At 53.5% G+C, this 17116-nt stretch carries 17 protein-coding genes; 16 read left to right on the forward strand and 1 reads right to left on the reverse strand.

Features of this window, described 5'->3' with window-relative positions; genetic code table 11:
- Positions 1-50: 50 nt before the first annotated feature.
- From rnmV to PRIO_RS00190, 10 genes are all read left to right on the forward strand, one after another.
- On the forward strand, positions 51-602 hold the full coding sequence (gene rnmV, locus PRIO_RS00145; RefSeq protein ID WP_020425832.1) for a ribonuclease M5: 552 nt from the start codon (positions 51-53) through the stop codon (positions 600-602).
- On the forward strand, positions 599-1483 hold the full coding sequence (gene rsmA, locus PRIO_RS00150) for a 16S rRNA (adenine(1518)-N(6)/adenine(1519)-N(6))-dimethyltransferase RsmA (RefSeq protein WP_020425831.1): 885 nt from the start codon (positions 599-601) through the stop codon (positions 1481-1483). The genes rnmV and rsmA overlap by 4 nt, the downstream gene beginning before the upstream one ends.
- 69 nt (positions 1484-1552) lie before the next feature.
- Entirely contained in the window at positions 1553-2455 is a 903-nt protein-coding gene (gene yabG / locus PRIO_RS00155) for a sporulation peptidase YabG (RefSeq protein WP_046500785.1), read from the forward strand.
- 259 nt (positions 2456-2714) lie between these two features.
- Complete coding sequence (gene veg / locus PRIO_RS00160; RefSeq protein WP_019914493.1) at positions 2715-2990, forward strand: biofilm formation stimulator Veg; 276 nt, start codon at positions 2715-2717, stop codon at positions 2988-2990.
- Between the two features lie 132 nt (positions 2991-3122).
- Positions 3123-3302 carry a small, acid-soluble spore protein, alpha/beta type gene (locus PRIO_RS00165; RefSeq protein ID WP_020425829.1) on the forward strand — a complete coding sequence of 60 codons (180 nt, stop codon included), beginning with the start codon at positions 3123-3125 and terminating at the stop codon, positions 3300-3302.
- 173 nt (positions 3303-3475) lie between these two features.
- Entirely contained in the window at positions 3476-4330 is an 855-nt protein-coding gene (gene ispE, locus PRIO_RS00170; protein WP_020425828.1) for a 4-(cytidine 5'-diphospho)-2-C-methyl-D-erythritol kinase, read from the forward strand.
- Positions 4331-4434: 104 nt separating this feature from the next.
- Complete coding sequence (gene purR, locus PRIO_RS00175; protein WP_020425827.1) at positions 4435-5262, forward strand: pur operon repressor; 828 nt, start codon at positions 4435-4437, stop codon at positions 5260-5262.
- A gap of 208 nt (positions 5263-5470) precedes the next feature.
- Entirely contained in the window at positions 5471-5758 is a 288-nt protein-coding gene (spoVG, locus tag PRIO_RS00180) for a septation regulator SpoVG (RefSeq protein WP_020425826.1), read from the forward strand.
- 165 nt (positions 5759-5923) lie between these two features.
- Positions 5924-7324: a bifunctional UDP-N-acetylglucosamine diphosphorylase/glucosamine-1-phosphate N-acetyltransferase GlmU gene (gene glmU / locus PRIO_RS00185; RefSeq protein WP_020425825.1), complete on the forward strand. Its 1401-nt coding sequence runs from the start codon at positions 5924-5926 to the stop codon at positions 7322-7324.
- Between the two features lie 89 nt (positions 7325-7413).
- Positions 7414-8367, forward strand: a complete 954-nt coding sequence (locus PRIO_RS00190) for a ribose-phosphate diphosphokinase (protein WP_020425824.1) — start codon at positions 7414-7416, stop codon at positions 8365-8367.
- A 133-nt stretch (positions 8368-8500) separates the two neighbouring features.
- Here the strand turns inward: PRIO_RS00190 and PRIO_RS00195 are convergent, their stop codons facing one another.
- Positions 8501-8701, reverse strand: coding sequence for a hypothetical protein (locus PRIO_RS00195; RefSeq protein WP_020425823.1), 201 nt, complete (start codon positions 8699-8701; stop codon positions 8501-8503).
- 92 nt (positions 8702-8793) lie between these two features.
- Here PRIO_RS00195 and pth point away from each other — a divergent pair, with 92 nt between their 5' ends.
- The 6 genes from pth to PRIO_RS00225 all read left to right on the forward strand — a co-directional run bounded on the left by pth (position 8794) and on the right by PRIO_RS00225 (position 17011).
- Complete coding sequence (gene pth, locus PRIO_RS00200; RefSeq protein WP_020425822.1) at positions 8794-9354, forward strand: aminoacyl-tRNA hydrolase; 561 nt, start codon at positions 8794-8796, stop codon at positions 9352-9354.
- Positions 9355-9442: 88 nt separating this feature from the next.
- Positions 9443-9673 carry an anti-sigma-F factor Fin gene (locus PRIO_RS00205; protein WP_020425821.1) on the forward strand — a complete coding sequence of 77 codons (231 nt, stop codon included), beginning with the start codon at positions 9443-9445 and terminating at the stop codon, positions 9671-9673.
- Between the two features lie 137 nt (positions 9674-9810).
- Entirely contained in the window at positions 9811-13335 is a 3525-nt protein-coding gene (gene mfd / locus PRIO_RS00210; RefSeq protein WP_046500795.1) for a transcription-repair coupling factor, read from the forward strand.
- Complete coding sequence (locus PRIO_RS00215; protein WP_020425615.1) at positions 13322-14389, forward strand: peptidylprolyl isomerase; 1068 nt, start codon at positions 13322-13324, stop codon at positions 14387-14389. Before mfd ends, PRIO_RS00215 begins: the two co-directional genes overlap by 14 nt.
- 259 nt (positions 14390-14648) lie before the next feature.
- Positions 14649-15191, forward strand: a complete 543-nt coding sequence (gene spoVT, locus PRIO_RS00220) for a stage V sporulation protein T (RefSeq protein ID WP_020425614.1) — start codon at positions 14649-14651, stop codon at positions 15189-15191.
- A 146-nt stretch (positions 15192-15337) separates the two neighbouring features.
- A complete protein-coding gene (locus tag PRIO_RS00225; RefSeq protein WP_046500800.1) occupies positions 15338-17011 on the forward strand; it encodes a putative polysaccharide biosynthesis protein in 1674 nt (557 codons plus the stop codon).
- Positions 17012-17116: the final 105 nt, after the last annotated feature.

Raw genomic sequence — 17116 nt, forward strand, 5'->3', positions numbered from 1 at the left:
AAGGGGAGCGAATCCTCTTCTTTTTGCGTTGCAGAGTAAGGAGTACAAAAATGATCAAGGAATTAATCGTTGTAGAAGGCAAAAGCGACACCGTTGCCATAAAGCGGGCTGTAGAAGCCGATACTATCGAGACCGGCGGATCGGCAGTCGACCGCAAGGTCATCGCCAAGATTGCGCTCGCTATGGAACGCAGAGGGGTTATAATCCTTACGGATCCTGATCATGCGGGCGAACGCATCCGGAAGATTGTCTCTTCCAAGGTGCCTGGCTGCAAGCATGCGTTCATTCCCGAAAAAGATGCTACCCGGAAAGGTGACATAGGAGTGGAAAATGCCTCCCCGGAGGCAATCCGCCATGCGCTTGAGCATGTGCATACCTCCTTTGAGGGCGCTCCGGCCCTGATTGGGATGGAAGACCTGATGGCAGCGGGGATGATGGTGCATCCGCGGGCAGCAGAGCGGAGAATGGCGCTTGGCAATCTGCTCGGGATCGGCTACTGCAACGGCAAGCAATTATACAAGCGGCTGGCGATGTTCGGCATTACACGGGAGGAATTTTCGATTGCTCTCGCGCAAATTGATCAGGGAGGCATTACCTCATGAGCGGGAACAACAATATCTCATCCCCGGCACGCACCAAGGAAATCATTCAGCGGTACGGGTTCTCATTCAAGAAAAGCCTGGGCCAGAACTTTCTGATTGACCAGAATATTCTGGACAAAATTGTGGATGCTGCAGGCCTGGATCAAGCCGCCGGTGCATTGGAGATTGGACCGGGCATCGGCGCTTTGACCGAAAGGCTGGCCGCAACAGCCGGAGCTGTAACGGCAGTGGAGATCGACCGGAGGCTGATTCCGATTCTGCGGGATGTTCTGGCCTCTTATCCGCATGTTACCATCCGTAACGATGATGTGCTGAAGGTGAACTTGCAGGAGCTGTTTGCCGAGGATTTTGCCGCAGTCGAGCGAGTTAGTGTAGTGGCCAATTTGCCTTATTATGTGACCACACCTATACTCATGAAGCTGCTGGAAGAGAAGCTGCCCCTGGATAACATCGTTGTAATGATCCAGAAGGAGGTTGCTGAACGCATGGCAGCTTCCCCGGGCGGCAAGGAATATGGCAGTCTCAGCATCGCCGTGCAGTACTACAGCGAACCTGAACTGGTCTGTATCGTACCGCGTACGGTATTCATTCCACAGCCTAACGTGGAGTCGGCGGTTATCCGTCTTAAGGTGAGGGAACGCCCGCCGGTAGAGGTTGCGGATGAAAAACATTTCTTTGAGGTCGTACAGGCTTCCTTCACCCAGCGGCGCAAGACGATTGCCAATAACCTCAAGGCCCGGTTCTTTCCGGAAGAGGGGCGGGAGCGGCTGGAGTCCCTGCTCGCTGCAGCCGGAATTGAGCCAAGCCGCCGCGGGGAAACACTTAGCCTTGAGGAGTATGCCCGGTTAAGCGCTGTGCTCCTTGCTGCCGGGATTGTGTAAGCAAATCACCGCCGATTAAGAACCAACCGGGGCCTTTGCCCATACGATGGGATAGAGGTGGTGTTTGAAATGAATTTAGGAGACTTGGTCGTTCGCAAATCTTACGGTGGCGATGTAACGTTCCGGGTGGAGAATATTGTGCAGAACGGGGCCGTAATCAAAGGCACTGAATTCCGCCTGTTGGCGGATGCCCCCCTGGACGACTTGGTTCAGGTGCCTCCCACCCGTATTACGGAGCGGGGGCAGCAGGCGCAGATTAAAGCAACAGAATCGCTGACCAAACTGCGTAAAGACCGGCAGGAGCAGAGCCAGCGCAGCGGAGAGAGCCTCACCGGGGTATGGCCCCAGTCCCCCAAGGAAGCAGCATACTTTGAGGTACCGGGAAAAGTGCTTCACCTCGACGGGGATGCCCTTTACTTGAAGAAGAGCCTTAGTCTATACGAGCAGCTGCGGATTCCCGCAGAGGGCCATCATGTCCACGAATCGAAGATGGCCGAAACGTTATACCGGCTGCTGCCGCATGTGCGTCCGGATATCGTGGTGATTACCGGACATGACGGAGTGCTTAAGCAGCAGCATACTTACGATCTTTACAGCCTGAACAGCTATAAAAATTCGCAGAACTTTGTCACCGCGGTTAAGGTTGCGAGGGAATATGAGCGCAATTTTGACACGCTGACGATTGTGGCGGGAGCCTGCCAGTCGCATTTCGAAGCCCTGCTGGGTGCAGGGGCTAACTTTGCCAGCTCCCCCGGGAGAATATTAATCCACGCCCTGGACCCGGTATATATAGCGGCAAAAGCATCTTTCACCTCTATACGCGACTCTGTCAGCCTGGGAGATGTATTGAACAATACCATCAGCGGCAGCCAGGGCATGGGGGGAATCGAGACCCGTGGCAGTTTCCGCATCGGTATGCCCCGCCTGCAGAACCTGTCTACCCTGAAGGTAGCACCTTCGGTAATGATGTAGCGGCCGGTTAACGGATTATACATCCGGGAAAGTCCCACTTTGGTGGGGCTTTTTTGTTTAAGGGCGGATCGTTGGCGGTCTAGGGGGTTTCTTCACTTTGCTTAACTGTTACCGCTAACAAGGGATTAAAGCCAGCATTGGACCCCGCTAAAAAAAATCCGTTGACAACGTTTTTGTCATCATCTATAATTATTTATTTAATTTGACAATGTCTATAGAAAGTTGTATAATGGACAAGGAAAGAGGTGGTCGTCAGGCAATGGCTAATAACGCGCTGTTGGAAATTAAACGCAGTCTCGAAGCTCACGTCGGTCATAAGATCACGTTGCGTGCAAACGGTGGCCGTCGGAAGACCGTTGAACGCACCGGTGTCCTGGAAGAAACGTACCCTTCTGTATTTATTGTCAAACTGGATCAGGAGCAGCAAACCTTCAAGCGAGTCTCCTACAGCTACGCTGACATCCTTACGGAATCTGTGGAAATCACAGTGTGTGAAGATGACGGGCAGATGCGGATTATGTATATTAAAGCTTAATGGTTTTTGGGCAGTCTCCCGCGAGGGAGGCTGTTTTTTGTTTGATCTTGCCTGAATGGCCGCCGCGTCTTGGCAGCATACTAAAGCAGCAACAATCTCGTCATCCATTTTTTTTAAGGAGGAATTCCGTTAATGAGCCGCAGAAAACGGGGCATGATGTCAGAAGAGCTGAAGACGGAGCTGGCCAAAGAACTGGGTTTTTATGAGACTGTTGAACGCGAAGGCTGGGGCGGAATCCGGGCGAAGGATGCTGGCAATATGGTAAAAAGGGCCATTCAGCTCGCCGAAGAGGCAGCGCGGAGGTCGGAATAGGTTTTGCAGTAAACAGTTGGACGAGGGGTGTTGCCGGGACGGCAGCACCCTCTTTCGGCATGCTCCGAACTTTTGTTAAAATATGATTTATATATCTTAATGGACTTCGTTACGAGTTTCTCATATAATATGTTAAGTTGTTTTTACGGGAAAAGTGAAGGTGGGTGAACGCCTTGAAAATGTATGAAAAAGCGCCGGCCAAAATTAATCTGATGCTGGATGTGCTTAGCAAGCGCGCGGATGGGTTCCATGAGGTGGAAATGATCATGACTATGGTCGATCTGGCGGACCGTTTGGAGCTGTCCGAGCTGAAGCGGGACTCCATTATTATCTCAAGCCAGGCCGGTTATATTCCACTGGACGAGAAGAACCTGGCATTCCAGGCGGCCAGGCTTATTAAAGACCGTTACAATGTGAAGAGCGGTGTACATATCCATCTGGACAAAAGAATCCCGGTCGCTGCCGGCCTCGCCGGCGGCAGCAGTGATGCCGCGGCTACGCTGCGCGGCCTGAACCGGCTCTGGCGCCTGGGCATCCCGGCACAGGAGCTGCAGGAACTGGGCGCCGAGCTGGGCTCGGACGTCCCGTTCTGCGTCACGGGCGGCACTGCCCTGGCCACGGGCAGAGGCGAACGGCTGACTCCGATCCAGAGTCCGCCGCAGTGCTGGGTCGTCCTGGCCAAGCCGCCGATCAATGTATCGACGGCTGAGGTGTACGGACGCGTACGCGCGAACAGCATAGCGGTGCATCCGTCTGCGTCCCGGATGCAGGCTGCCATCGAAGCAGGCGACTTCGCGGCCGTCTGCGCGGGTCTGGGCAACGTGCTGGAGGATGTGACCCTGAAGCTGCACCCGGAGGTGCAGCAGCTGAAGGAAGCCATGGTGAAGCTGGGTGCCGATGGGGTGCTCATGTCCGGCAGCGGGCCAACGGTGTTCGGCCTAGTGTCGAAGCAATCCAAGGTGGCCAGAATCTATAACGGGCTGCGCGGTTTTTGCAAAGAAGTATACGCCGTACGTTCACTGAGCTAAGTGAGCGCTGTCCGGAAAGGGCCTGGAAGATTACCATGCTTGTATAAATCCGTACAAAAGTGATATTATTTTTAATAATATTCGGTTTTGGCGAGGAGCATTCCGTGAAAAAACTTAAAAGAAGCCAACGTTTGGTAGATATGACCCAATTTTTGCTTGAGAAACCGCATGATCTTTTGCCGCTGTCTACATTTGCAGACCGATATGGAGCAGCAAAGTCATCCATCAGTGAAGATTTGGCTATTATAAAAGAGGTATTTGAAGGCGAAGGCATGGGAGAACTGCAGACACTGGCCGGTGCGGCCGGGGGAGTGCGCTATATTCCGCGGATGCCTACTGACATGGCGCTTGCCTTCGTGGACGGCCTGTGCGGGCAGCTTGAACAAAGCGACCGGATCCTGCCTGGCGGTTATTTGTATATGTCAGATTTGCTTGGTCTTCCATCCTTAATGGAGCAAGCCGGCAAGATTATTGCAACAGCCTTCTATGGAGTAGAGATTGATGTGGTAATGACAGTAGAGACCAAGGGGATTCCTCTGGCCTATGCCACGGCTGCGCAGCTGGGGCTGCCGGTAGTGCTGGTGCGCCGCGACCACCAGGTTACGGAAGGCTCGGCGGTGAGCATCAACTATGTCTCGGGATCACATAAGAGCATTCACACCATGTCATTGTCCAGACGGGCGCTCCGGGAGAAGTCCAGAGTGCTGATTGTGGATGACTTCATGAAGGCTGGCGGCACTGTACGCGGCATGGTTGATCTGCTGGGTGAATTCAATGCCGAGGTTGCCGGTGTCGGGGTACTGGTAGAATCCGGTGCAGTGGAAAATGAGGAACGTCTGCTGCATGACTATGTCTCCCTCGTAAAGCTGAGCGAGGTCGATTCCAAAGGACGGCGGATATCTGCACATCCGGGGAATTATTTCGTTTTCTAATCGGGAGATAACCCAAATCTCTAGGATAGGCTAAAATGTCGAATCCATGAGGAAAACACAGAGAACTTCACGAAATGTGTCGAAAACGATGGTACGGCAAAAATAATCTTCTTAATCAGCCATTTTTTGGAATCCAAAAGAAGGAATTCGCTTTGCTGTGTGGAATTATACACCAAGTCTCTGATGGAAAAAGGTGGTGAACACACACATGCAAATTACGGATGTCAGACTCCGCCGCGTTAACTCTGAGGGGAGAATGAAAGCAATCGCATCCATTACAATTGATAACGAGTTTGTTGTTCATGACATTCGCGTTATCGACGGTAATAACGGGATGTTCGTTGCAATGCCCAGCAAGCGTACACCGGATGGGGAATTCCGCGATATCGCACACCCGATTTCTTCGGGAACACGCGAGAAGATTCAATCTGCGGTTCTGGCCGAGTATGATCGCGCCGCTACTGAAGAAGAAGAGGTCATTGAAGAGGGAGCCTAAGGGCTGACTCTGAAGGACGGCTGCCCTCGTCTGGGCGGCTGAAGGCCATGCCGTTTTTTATTGGGGTTCGAAGAAAAGGGAACCATGCCTTCATGGTTCTCTTTTCTTTTTGCCCGGAATGAGATATATTCAGTAGTGAGCTAAAGAAGTAGGAGGTTGGCATTCTTGAAAAGAATGGCTGTTGTACTTGCTGCAGGTCAAGGCAAGCGCATGAAATCTAAATTATACAAAGTGCTGCACCCCGTCTGCGGCAAACCGATGGTTGGGCATGTACTTGATACAGTAAAAGCGACCGGATGCCAGCGCACTGTTGTAGTTGTCGGTCATGGCGCAGAGAAAGTGAAAGCTTATGTAGGCCAGGACGCGGAGTATGTGCTTCAGGAAACTCAGCTGGGCACAGGCCATGCCGTGAAGCAGGCAAAGGACCTTCTCGGCGGTGAAGCAGGCACAACCATTGTGATCTGCGGAGATACGCCGCTCGTAACTGCAGAAACGCTGGAAGGGCTAATGGCCTTGCATGAAGGCCAGAGCGCGGCCGCAACCGTACTTACGGCGGTCATGGATCAGCCTGCAGGCTATGGAAGAATTATACGCGGCGAAGATGGCGGCGTACAGAAGATTGTGGAGCAGAAGGATTGCACTCCTGAGGAAGCTGCTGTGAACGAGATCAATACAGGGACTTATTGTTTTGATAACGCCAAGCTGTTCGCAGCTCTGGACAAGGTCACGAACAGCAACAACCAGCAGGAATATTATTTGACCGATGTTATCGGCATACTCCGGGCACAGGGGGATATCGTTCTGGGATATCAGGCTCATGATGCTGCGGAGTCTATTGGCGTTAATGACCGTTTGGCCTTGTCGGAGGCGGAGAGTCTGATGCGCCAGCGCATCAACCGCCAGCATATGCTGAATGGTGTGACCATTATTGACCCTGCTTCAACCTATATCGCAGCTGATGTGGTGATTGGAGCAGACACTACACTCTATCCGGGAACTGTCCTGAAAGGGAAGACGGTAATCGGAGAAGATTGCATCATCGGACCTTCCAGTGAGATTGAGAATTGTGTGATCATGAACGGTGCTGAAGTTAAGCACTCCGTGCTGAATCAGGCACAGGTTGGTGCACGCACCTCTGTTGGGCCGTTTGCCTATTTGCGGCCAGGCGCTGTGCTTGGCGAAGAGGTCAAAATCGGCGATTTCGTGGAAATCAAGAATGCCAGCATTGGCGATGGCTCCAAAGTATCGCACTTAAGCTATGTTGGCGATGCAACAGTTGGCAAGAATGTTAATGTGGGCTGCGGTGCAATTACCGTCAATTATGACGGCTATAATAAATCCAGAACCGAGATTGGCGATGATGCCTTTATCGGCAGCAATGTGAACCTTGTGGCTCCGGTTACAGTGGGCAAAGGGGCCTTTGTTGTTGCAGGTTCGACTATCACACGTTCGGTTTCGGAGAATGATCTGGCCATTGCCAGAGTAAGACAGGAAAACAAGCCAGGGTATGCTGAGAAAATCCGTGCCCGGGCCAAAGCAAAGAAAGACCAGTCGAGTCCATCGTAGAGCGCCAGAAGCCAAAGCGTCGGACGGACCCGCAAATCCGCGCCGGCGCCACTTGGAAGTTAAATTCCGTCACGGAGGGTTTATATTTTATGACTTATTGTGATTCCAAACTCAAGATTTTCACCTGCAATTCCAATCCCAAGCTGGCTAGTCAAATCGCTGATTATATCGGTATTCCCATGGGGGAATCCCATACCACCAGCTTCAGCGACGGAGAAATTCAGGTTAAGCTGTCAGAGAGCGTCCGCGGCTGTCATGTATACATTGTGCAGTCCACCTGTGGTCCGGTTAACGATAATCTTATGGAGCTTCTGGTTATGGTCGACGCGCTCAAGCGCGCCTCCGCAAAGAGCATCAATGTGGTTATTCCCTATTACGGGTATGCGCGCCAAGACCGCAAGGCCCGTTCCCGTGATCCAATTACGGCCAAGCTGGTAGCGAACCTGATTGAAAAAGCAGGGGCACACCGCGTCATTACTATGGACCTTCACGCGATGCAGATTCAAGGCTTCTTCGATATTCCGGTGGATCATCTGCTGGGTGTTCCGATTCTGGCCCAATATTTCCGCTCCAAGCAGATTCAGAACCCTGTGGTCGTGTCTCCTGACCATGGCGGCGTTGTGCGGGCAAGAAAGCTGGCTGATTTCCTGAATGCACCGCTGGCGATTATCGACAAACGCCGTCCGGAGCCGAATGTCAGTGAAGTCATGAATATCATCGGTAACATCGAGGGCAAAACAGCGATTCTGATCGATGATATCATCGACACAGCCGGAACCATCGTGCTTGGTGCCAATGCCCTGATGGAAGGCGGCGTGAAGGAAGTATACGCCTGCTGTACCCATCCTGTATTATCCGGCCCTGCGCATGAACGTCTGGAAAACTCTCCAATCAAAGAAATTATCGTGACGGATACCATTCCAATTCGCAGCAACAATCCGACCTCCAAGTTGAAGGTTCTATCCGTAGCTCCGCTCATGGGCGAGGCCATTATCCGCGTTCATGAAGAGCTGTCGATCAGCAAATTGTTCGAGATCGAATAGACTGGCAGATATCAAGTGGAAACGGCTTCCCCGCTCTCTAAACGAGGCGGCTTCCGTTCCAGCGGGAAGAAAAAAGGGTTACACCTTTCGCGAGGAAGATGTAACCCTTGTCGGCGTAATGCGGCGCCGCTGTTTAGTACCCTGGACGCGAGATGAAGGTGAACAGGCTGCGGTTATACAGGGTCCCCTGCAGCTCGACAAAGCCTTCATCCACGGCGGTCACCATACCGATGTCAACATACACGCTGCCTCTATATACCTCAACAGGCACAGCATTCTGGATATGGTACTGAAAGTGGCGCAGAAGTGTTAAGATTTCGCCTTGTTGTAGCATGTTTCATCACCTGTCTTCGGAATATACAGTTATTGTACCAAAAACGGAACGTCTCTGCCGAGGAGACAAGCGTGGAAAGGATAGCCCCCCTCATGAAATGGATTATCGGACTCGGAAATCCCGGACCGCAGTATGCCAAAACGAAACATAATGTCGGCTTTATGGCTCTGGACGAACTGGCGGCCAGACACGGCATAGTGTTTAATCAGAACAAATGCAAGTCTGTTATCGGCGAAGGTGTGATTGACGGGGTTAAGACCGTCCTCATCAAACCGATGACATTTATGAATCTTTCCGGGGAAGCTGTCCGCGCCTATATGGATTATTACAAGGTGCAGCTTGAGGATATGATTGTGGTATATGATGATTTGGATACGGAATTGGGTAAAATCCGGCTGCGGTATCAAGGAAGCGCCGGCGGCCATAACGGAATCAAATCGATCATACAGCATACCGGTACCCAAAGCTTCAACCGTGTGCGGATGGGGATATCCCGCCCGGAACCCGGCTTTGCCATCGTTGACTACGTGCTCTCCACCTTTCCCAAGAAGGATGGAGATAAACTGGAGAAGATGATTCAGGATACCGGTTCAGCATTAGAGTTCAGTCTGAAGCATACGTTTGAGCAGACTATGGCCAAATTCAACGGCTAATTGCAAGATGATGCAACATTCCCTTAAGGCTAAAGCCAAGTCACGCGGGGCATACTGAAGGTATATACTATCTTCAGGAGGCATATAGATGGCAATAAACTACGTATGCAGGCACTGCCGGACTTTTCTGGGAAGCATTCAGAGAAGCGATGTTACAGAAATGCAGTTGGGCCTTCATTCCTTGACCCCTGCGGAGCGCAGAGATATCATAGCGTATGATTCAGACGGCGAGATTACGGTAAAGGTGACCTGCGATTACTGCAAGGAAGCCTTGGATAATAACCCTGAGCTCAGTCTGCTGGCCAGTCCGCTTCAGTAAAAGTGGGAAGCGGCAGTCTCTATTGTCTTCCGCAAGCCTTGGCCTTATCGCTAAGGCTTGTTTTCGATTCTAATAATAATAGGTGGCATCTGCCCTTCGGGGCAGTGCCAGCCTGTTTAGTAAGAGAGGTGCGCCTGTTGTTACAAGGTATTATAGAAGCATTTTCCAAAGATCCCGATTTTCAGTCCGTTACCCGCGGTGTTGCTGCAGGCATGAAGGAGCAGCTCATCTCGGGCTTGTCCGGTTCGGCCAGGCAAATTATGCTGGCGGCGCTTCATGAAGAAACGGGGCGTCCGCTGCTTATAGTGACTCATAATATGTTCTCGGCCCAGAAGATGGCCGAGGATTTACAGGAAGCGCTTTCCCCGGACCGCGTGCTGCTCTATCCCGCTAACGAGCTGGTAGCCGCTGAAGCGGCCGTCTCCAGCCCTGAGACACTGGCTCAGCGGATTGATGTGCTGACCAAGTGCGCCCAAGGCTTCCGTGGCGTAGTCGTAGTTCCCTACTCCGGCGTCCGCCGCCTGCTTCCTTCCCCGCATGTGATGGCTGGGGCTGAACTGACCCTTTCGCAGGATGGAACGCTCGTGCTTGATGATTTCCTGATGTCTATGATCGAAATGGGCTACGAACGGGTTGAACGGGTAGAGAACCGCGGCGAACTCAGCGTCCGGGGCGGTATTATTGATTTCTTCCCCATGACTTCTCCCCTGGCCTACCGGGTGGAGCTGTTTGATGATGAGGTGGACTCGATCCGTACCTTTGATCCGCAGGACCAGCGCTCCATCGACAAGGTGCGCAGCGTGAAGATCACACCTGCCAAAGAAATTATTGCCGATCAGATTCGCCTGGATTCTGCTTCTTCTGAGGCTGCGGCCATGCTGGAGCGGCAGCTCGAAAAGATGACCGACCGCCAGGCCAAGCTGCGCTTGCGCGAGGAAATGGGACGCGAGCTGGAAATGCTCCGCGAGGGCACTTATTTTCCGGAAATCTATAAATATATCAGCCTTCTATATCCTGAACGTACCCATCTGTACGATTACATGGCACAGGATACGCTTCTGGTACTCGATGAACCGGCCCGGCTGCTGGAAACCGCGAAGCAGCTTGAGCGGGATGAGTCGGAATGGAACCTGCATCTGCTGCAAAACGGAAAAACACTGCCTGACCTGCAGCTTTCTGTCGAGAGCGATGCCGTTATGTATCAGCGGCCGTTCCAGAGCCTGTTCATGTCGATTTTCCTGCGCCAGGTTCCGCATATCCAGCCGCAGAATATTCTGGGCTTCATCAGCCGGGGCATGCAGGACTTCCATGGCCAGATGAATGTGCTGAAGTCGGAGATGGAGCGCTGGCACAAATCAGGCGTGAAGGTCATTATGCTGGCTAACGGCGAAGAACGGATGGAGCGGGTCCGCAGGGTTCTGTATGATTACGGGATTGAGGAGCCTACGATCCTGCAAGGAAATCTGGGCTCCGGATTTGAACTGCCCTCCATACATCTTGCGGTCATTACTGAAGGGGAAATGTTCTCCCAGAAGCAGCGCAAGGCACGCAAGGTATCCAAAGGCATCGATAATGCTGAACGGATCAAAAGCTACACTGAGCTGAAGATCGGTGATTATGTCGTTCACCAGAATCACGGGATCGGCAAATATATGGGGATCGGGACGCTGGAGGTCAGCGGAATCCACCGTGATTATATGCATATTCTGTATGCCGGAGGCGATAAGCTTTCCGTACCCATCGACCAGATTGATCTGATTCAAAAATATGTAGGCTCGGAAGACAAGGAGCCGAAGGTCTATAAGCTTGGCGGCAACGAATGGACAAGGGTCACCAGCAAGGTGCGTTCATCCGTGCAGGATATCGCCGACGATCTGATCAAGCTTTATGCCGAGCGCCAGAGCGCACTGGGTTATGGTTTTGAGAAGGATACCCAGGAGCAGCGGGAATTCGAAGAGATGTTTCCCTATGAGGAGACGCGCGATCAGCTGCGGGCGATTGAGGAAATCAAAAAGGACATGGAGCAGAACCGGCCGATGGACCGCCTGCTGTGCGGTGACGTTGGTTACGGCAAGACTGAGGTGGCGATCCGTGCCGCTTTTAAATCGGCGATAGAAGGCAAGCAGGTTGCGGTGCTGGTGCCAACGACCATTCTGGCCCAGCAGCACTATGAGACCTTCCGCGAGCGTTTTGCCAATTATCCGCTTAACATCCAGGTGCTTAGCCGTTTTCGCAGCCGCAAGGAGCAAAACGAGACGATTAAAGGGGTCCGCCAAGGCACAGTAGATGTGGTTATCGGCACACACCGGCTGCTGTCTCAAGATATGGTCTTTAAGGACTTGGGACTTCTGATCGTGGATGAGGAGCAGCGGTTTGGTGTCACCCATAAGGAGAAACTTAAGAAACTGAAGACCAATGTAGATGTGCTGACGCTTACGGCCACCCCTATTCCCCGTACCCTGCATATGTCAATGCTCGGTGTGCGGGACTTGTCCGTTATTGAGACGCCGCCGGAGAACCGTTTTCCCGTGCAGACGTATGTGGTGGAACACAGCCAGACGCTCATCCGGGAGGCCGTGGAACGCGAACTGGCCCGGGGTGGACAGGTCTATTATCTCTATAACCGTGTCCAGGGAATCCAGGAAATGGCCGCGCAGATCTCCATGCTTGTTCCGGAAGCCCGGGTCGGCATCGGCCATGGCCAAATGTCGGAGTCAGAACTGGAGAAGACCATCCTTGACTTTCTGGACGGGGAGTACGACGTGCTGGTCAGCACGAGTATCATCGAGACCGGGGTGGATATTCCTAACGTCAATACTCTGATTGTCCATGATGCCGACAAAATGGGGTTGTCCCAGCTGTACCAGCTGCGCGGACGGGTAGGCCGCTCCAACCGGATTGCCTATGCCTACTTTACGTACCAGCGCGACAAGGTGCTTACTGAGGTAGCCGAGAAGCGCCTGCAGTCGATTAAGGAATTCACAGAGCTGGGTTCAGGCTTCAAAATCGCCATGCGCGACCTTTCCATTCGCGGAGCGGGCAATCTGCTTGGCGCCGAACAGCATGGGTTCATTGCCTCTGTCGGGTTCGACCTCTATTCGCAAATGCTTGCGGAGGAAATCCGCAAACGCAAAGTCAGTGTGCTCGGCGAGGAAGACACTTCCCTTAAGCAAGGGAATACGGTTATTGATTTGTCGATTGATGCTTATCTGCCATCCGAATATATTTACGACAGCATTCAAAAAATTGAGATTTATAAGAAGGTTGCCGCTGTGGCTACGCTTGAGGATGCCGCTGAGCTGGAAGACGAACTGCTGGACCGCTTCGGAGAGCTGCCGGAAGCCGTGGTCAATCTGTTGACCGTTGCCCGCCTGAAGGTGTATGGCAAGCTTTACGGCATGGAATCAATGGTCCGGCGGGGGGATGAAGTTTCGCTCAACTTCCATGAAGGCAGCACCGGTGCTTTTGATACGGCGAAGCTTGCTAAAGTTGGAAATAGCTTTGAAAGACGTGTACAATTTGATAGGGACGCCAAAGCAACCATCCGCGTGAAATCGAAGAACCTGGAGGATAAGGAGCTGCTTGACTTGCTGGAACAGTTCCTGGCGGCGGCCAAACAGTCTTTAAAATCGAAGGGAGAACTACACAATGTCATTAAATAAAACAAAATCCTGGAAAGTGCTGCTCGTTTCACTGGCGGCGGCCGTTTCCTTCTCCATGCTGGCAGCCTGCAGCAGCAACAACAACACCAGCAGTGGTGCTAAGGACAGCAGCAAAGCAGTAGCCACCTACAAGGGCGGCACCATTACCGAAAAAGAATTTGATATGGATACACGGGTCATGAAGCTCCTGTCACCGCAGCAGGCGCAGTACCTGGAAATCGATGCTTTCAAGGAGTCCATCCTGAAGCAGGAAGTCGCTTTTGAATATCTTGCCGGCAAAGCGACGGATGCCGCGAAGAAGGAAGCCGAGAAGGAAGCGGATGAACAGGTGAAAGCCATCAAGACCGGCCTTGGCGACACTTACGAAAGTACCCTTAAGCAAGCCAATTTGACTGAAGATGATATCCGTTCGTATATGCTGCGTGTGCTTACCGTATATCAGGACATGCTGCTTAAAGTAAAAGACGACCAGGTAAAAACTGAGTTTGAAAAAACTAAAGGTGACTTCACCGTAGCTACGCTTCGCCATGTGCTGATTGGCCTGACAGACGCTGCAGGCAAGGAACGCACAGATGCAGACGCATTGAAGCTGGCAAAGGAAGTCAAGGCGAAGCTGGATGGCGGGGCGGATTTTGCGGCAACGGCCAAAGAATACTCCGATGATACCGGCTCCAAGGAGAATGGCGGCGAAATTAAGGACAAGGCGCTGGGCGGCTATGTGGAGGAATTTAAGCAGGCAGCCCAGACCCTGCCGCTGAACACGATCAGCGATCCGGTCAAAACAACCTTTGGTTATCACATTATAAAAGTGGAATCCCGCACAGAGACAACCTTCGACAAGCTGACCGCTGAGCAGAAGCAAACCATTAAGGGATCACTCGCGTCCCAGGGGTTGGAATCCTTCCTCGAAAAGGATCTGGCGTCGCTTGATGTTAAAATCAATCTGCCGAAGAGCTCTGCGGCTGCTGGTGAATCAGGAACAACCAAAGGCGGAACTGAGCCTACAACCGCACCAAGCGCTGAAGCTCCGGCTGCTACGGCAGCACCCAAATAACAGCATTTATTCCCGACCCAAACAGCCCCGCGCTATATGCGCGGGGCTGTTTGGGGTTCATAAATTTAGAGCTTATGGATATTTAGGGGCGGCGTTTGCGCATGGGCCGAAACTTTTATATACATGCCGGAGGATGTATAAGGAACTGGGAAGAGATGAATACTATGGTCAGATATTACGATAAATCACTGGGATTATCCTTTCCCATAATGGACAGTAGTTGGACCAAACTTCTTATGAAAGCGGGGCAACATGTGAAATGAAAGCTACTGGAATTGTACGACGTATTGATGACCTCGGACGAGTTGTTATCCCCAAAGAAATCCGGCGCACTTTGCGTATCCGTGAAGGTGATCCACTGGAAATCTTCGTCGACCGTGACGGTGAAGTCATACTGAAAAAGTACTCCCCGATTGGCGAGCTGGGCGATTTTGCCAAGGAATATGCAGAGTCTCTTTTTGAAGGAACAGGCCATATTACCATGATCACCGACAGAGACAGCTTCATTGCTCTGGCCGGGGGCTCCAAAAAGGATTATCTGGAGAAGCAGGTGGGTTCACTTCTTGAGAAAGTCATGGAAAACCGCAAGACGGTGCTTGAGACGAATGCAGGCAGCTACGACATCGGTAAAGACCATCCGGAAACCGTGTCCTCCTATGTGGCTGCTCCCATTATTTCGGGTGGGGACCCCATCGGCTGTGTGGTCTTGCTGAGCAAGGATGATTCGGTAAAAATGGCGCAGATGGAAGTGAAAATGGCCGAGACGGCCGCAGCATTCCTGGGCAAACAAATGGAGCAGTAACGCCGGAACACATTAAGGCCCCGCCTACCTTTTGAGCAAGAAAGACAAAAGGAACGGCGGGGTTTTTGTCGTTCAGCGTCCATATGCGTTATAATATAGAAATTCATCCCATCATAGCAGTTGTAGCTGTAGAAGCAGGTATGTGTATGAAACTTAAGTCGCAAGGCTCCAAGCTGCTGCAAGGAGCATTCATTCTTAGTGCTGCAGCGATCCTTTCCAAGCTGATTGGCACCCTGCAGAAAATCCCGCTGCAGAATCTGGGCGGAGATGCCGTGTTCGGCATCTATAACACCGTATATCCGCTGTATACGATGCTGGTAACCGTGGCAATGCTGGGGCTGCCGTCCGCCGTTTCGAAATTTGTGGCGGAGGCCTCTGCGGGAAGAGCGGAGCAGGAGGGACGGCGGGTTCTGAAGCTTTCCGCTGTTCTCACCGCTTCCAGCGGCGTCCTGATCGGAATTCTTGTCTATGCGGGCGCACCCCTGATATCGGTATGGGTTGGCAATTCGCATGTTACCCCTGCGCTGCGCAGCAGTGCGTGGGGGCTGGCGGTTGTTCCGCTTATGGCTGCGCTGCGCGGTTATTTTCAAGGCTTGCATAACATGGTCCCTACTGCCGTTTCCCAGGTTGCCGAGCAGACCGTGCGTGTGGCGGTTATGATTGCTCTGCTGCTCTATCTGACCTCTATCCATGCAGATGCGGCAGGCATTGCCGCCGGCGCACTGCTGGGGTCAGCCGGCGGCGGTGTGGCAGGTCTGCTGATTATGCTGCTGTATCTGCGGCAGCACCGCCGCCAGGCGGAGCCTGAGCTTGCGGCTGCCTCAGAGACAGCCGGGGGAACGTCATGGACGAAAGAGCAAAGACAGCTTGCCCTGGAGAACCGGAGAGAACGTATACGGATCGGGCAGCTGCTGGCATACGGGCTTCCCGTCATGCTGGGGGCTTTGGCTGTGCCGCTCATCGGACTGGTGGATGTGTTCACGGTGCCCCGCCTGTTGTCCTCCGGCGGTAGTGAGGCGGCAGCGATGGCGCAGTTCGGGATCTATAACCGCGGCCTGCCGCTGGTACAGATCGTCACGATGCTCGCGACTTCGCTGTCCGTTGTCTTCATCCCGGCACTCGCCGAAGCCAAGTACCGGGGCGACCTTGGGCTGATCCAGACCCGCTGCAGCCTGTCGTTGCGCTGGTTCTGGCTGCTGGGCCTGGCCGCCTCAGCAGGCCTGGCTGTGCTTGCGGAGCCGGTCAACATCGCGCTCTACGGCGACGCCTCCGGCAGCAGCACGATGGTCTGGCTGGCCTTCACCGCCGCCGGCGGCACGGTCAGCATCATCTCGGCCGCGCTGCTGCAGGGCCTCGGCGCCGTGCGCGCGCCGGCGCTGCACCTTCTGGCCGCCGCGCTGCTCAAGGCGGCCCTGAACCTGCTGCTCGTCCCGCAGCAGGGCATTACCGGCGCGGCCATCGCCAGCGTGGCCGCGCACGGGTTCGCAGCAGCGCTGAACGTGCTGCTGCTGTACCGCCAGGGCCATCTGCGGCTGCGCCTCGCAGATGCCCTGCTGCGGCCCGCGCTGCTGCTGGCGGGCCTGGCGCTGGCCGCCGCCGCCGTGAGCTGCGCTGCCGGCGCTGCGGCGGATGCCGCGGGCCTTGGCGGCAGCCGCACCGCGGCCCTGGCGCAGAGCCTGCTCGGCGTGCTCGCAGGCTGCGCCGTCTTCGCCATTGGCGCGGTTGCCCTGCGCCTGCTCAGCGAAAGCGAACTGCGCCAGCTGCCGGGCTTCGGCCCATCGCTTGCGGACAAGCTGAAAAAGCTGCGGCTGTTTCCCTGAAAACCAGCCGCCCGCCTAGGCATGGCTTGGGTCAGCGCTTTCGGATATTCTCGTAAATCAGCAATACATAGAGCGGTCACCCGTTAAGAGGGCAGCGGCCGCCTG

It is taken from the genome of Paenibacillus riograndensis SBR5 (assembly GCF_000981585.1).
GTDB lineage: Bacteria > Bacillota > Bacilli > Paenibacillales > Paenibacillaceae > Paenibacillus_AQ > Paenibacillus_AQ riograndensis.

What these genes read in the sequence shown, in the direction of transcription:
- veg (WP_019914493.1), top strand. Translation starts at nt 2,715, where the DNA reads ATGGCTAATAACGCGCTGTTGGAAATTAAACGCAGTCTCGAAGCTCAC.
- PRIO_RS00225 (WP_046500800.1), top strand. Translation starts at nt 15,338, where the DNA reads ATGAAACTTAAGTCGCAAGGCTCCAAGCTGCTGCAAGGAGCATTCATT.
- yabG (WP_046500785.1), top strand. Translation starts at nt 1,553, where the DNA reads ATGAATTTAGGAGACTTGGTCGTTCGCAAATCTTACGGTGGCGATGTA.
- rnmV (WP_020425832.1), top strand. Translation starts at nt 51, where the DNA reads ATGATCAAGGAATTAATCGTTGTAGAAGGCAAAAGCGACACCGTTGCC.
- PRIO_RS00165 (WP_020425829.1), top strand. Translation starts at nt 3,123, where the DNA reads ATGAGCCGCAGAAAACGGGGCATGATGTCAGAAGAGCTGAAGACGGAG.
- spoVT (WP_020425614.1), top strand. Translation starts at nt 14,649, where the DNA reads ATGAAAGCTACTGGAATTGTACGACGTATTGATGACCTCGGACGAGTT.
- rsmA (WP_020425831.1), top strand. Translation starts at nt 599, where the DNA reads ATGAGCGGGAACAACAATATCTCATCCCCGGCACGCACCAAGGAAATC.
- spoVG (WP_020425826.1), top strand. Translation starts at nt 5,471, where the DNA reads ATGCAAATTACGGATGTCAGACTCCGCCGCGTTAACTCTGAGGGGAGA.
- PRIO_RS00205 (WP_020425821.1), top strand. Translation starts at nt 9,443, where the DNA reads ATGGCAATAAACTACGTATGCAGGCACTGCCGGACTTTTCTGGGAAGC.
- PRIO_RS00190 (WP_020425824.1), top strand. Translation starts at nt 7,414, where the DNA reads ATGACTTATTGTGATTCCAAACTCAAGATTTTCACCTGCAATTCCAAT.
- PRIO_RS00195 (WP_020425823.1), bottom strand. Translation starts at nt 8,701, where the DNA reads ATGCTACAACAAGGCGAAATCTTAACACTTCTGCGCCACTTTCAGTAC.
- PRIO_RS00215 (WP_020425615.1), top strand. Translation starts at nt 13,322, where the DNA reads ATGTCATTAAATAAAACAAAATCCTGGAAAGTGCTGCTCGTTTCACTG.
- pth (WP_020425822.1), top strand. Translation starts at nt 8,794, where the DNA reads ATGAAATGGATTATCGGACTCGGAAATCCCGGACCGCAGTATGCCAAA.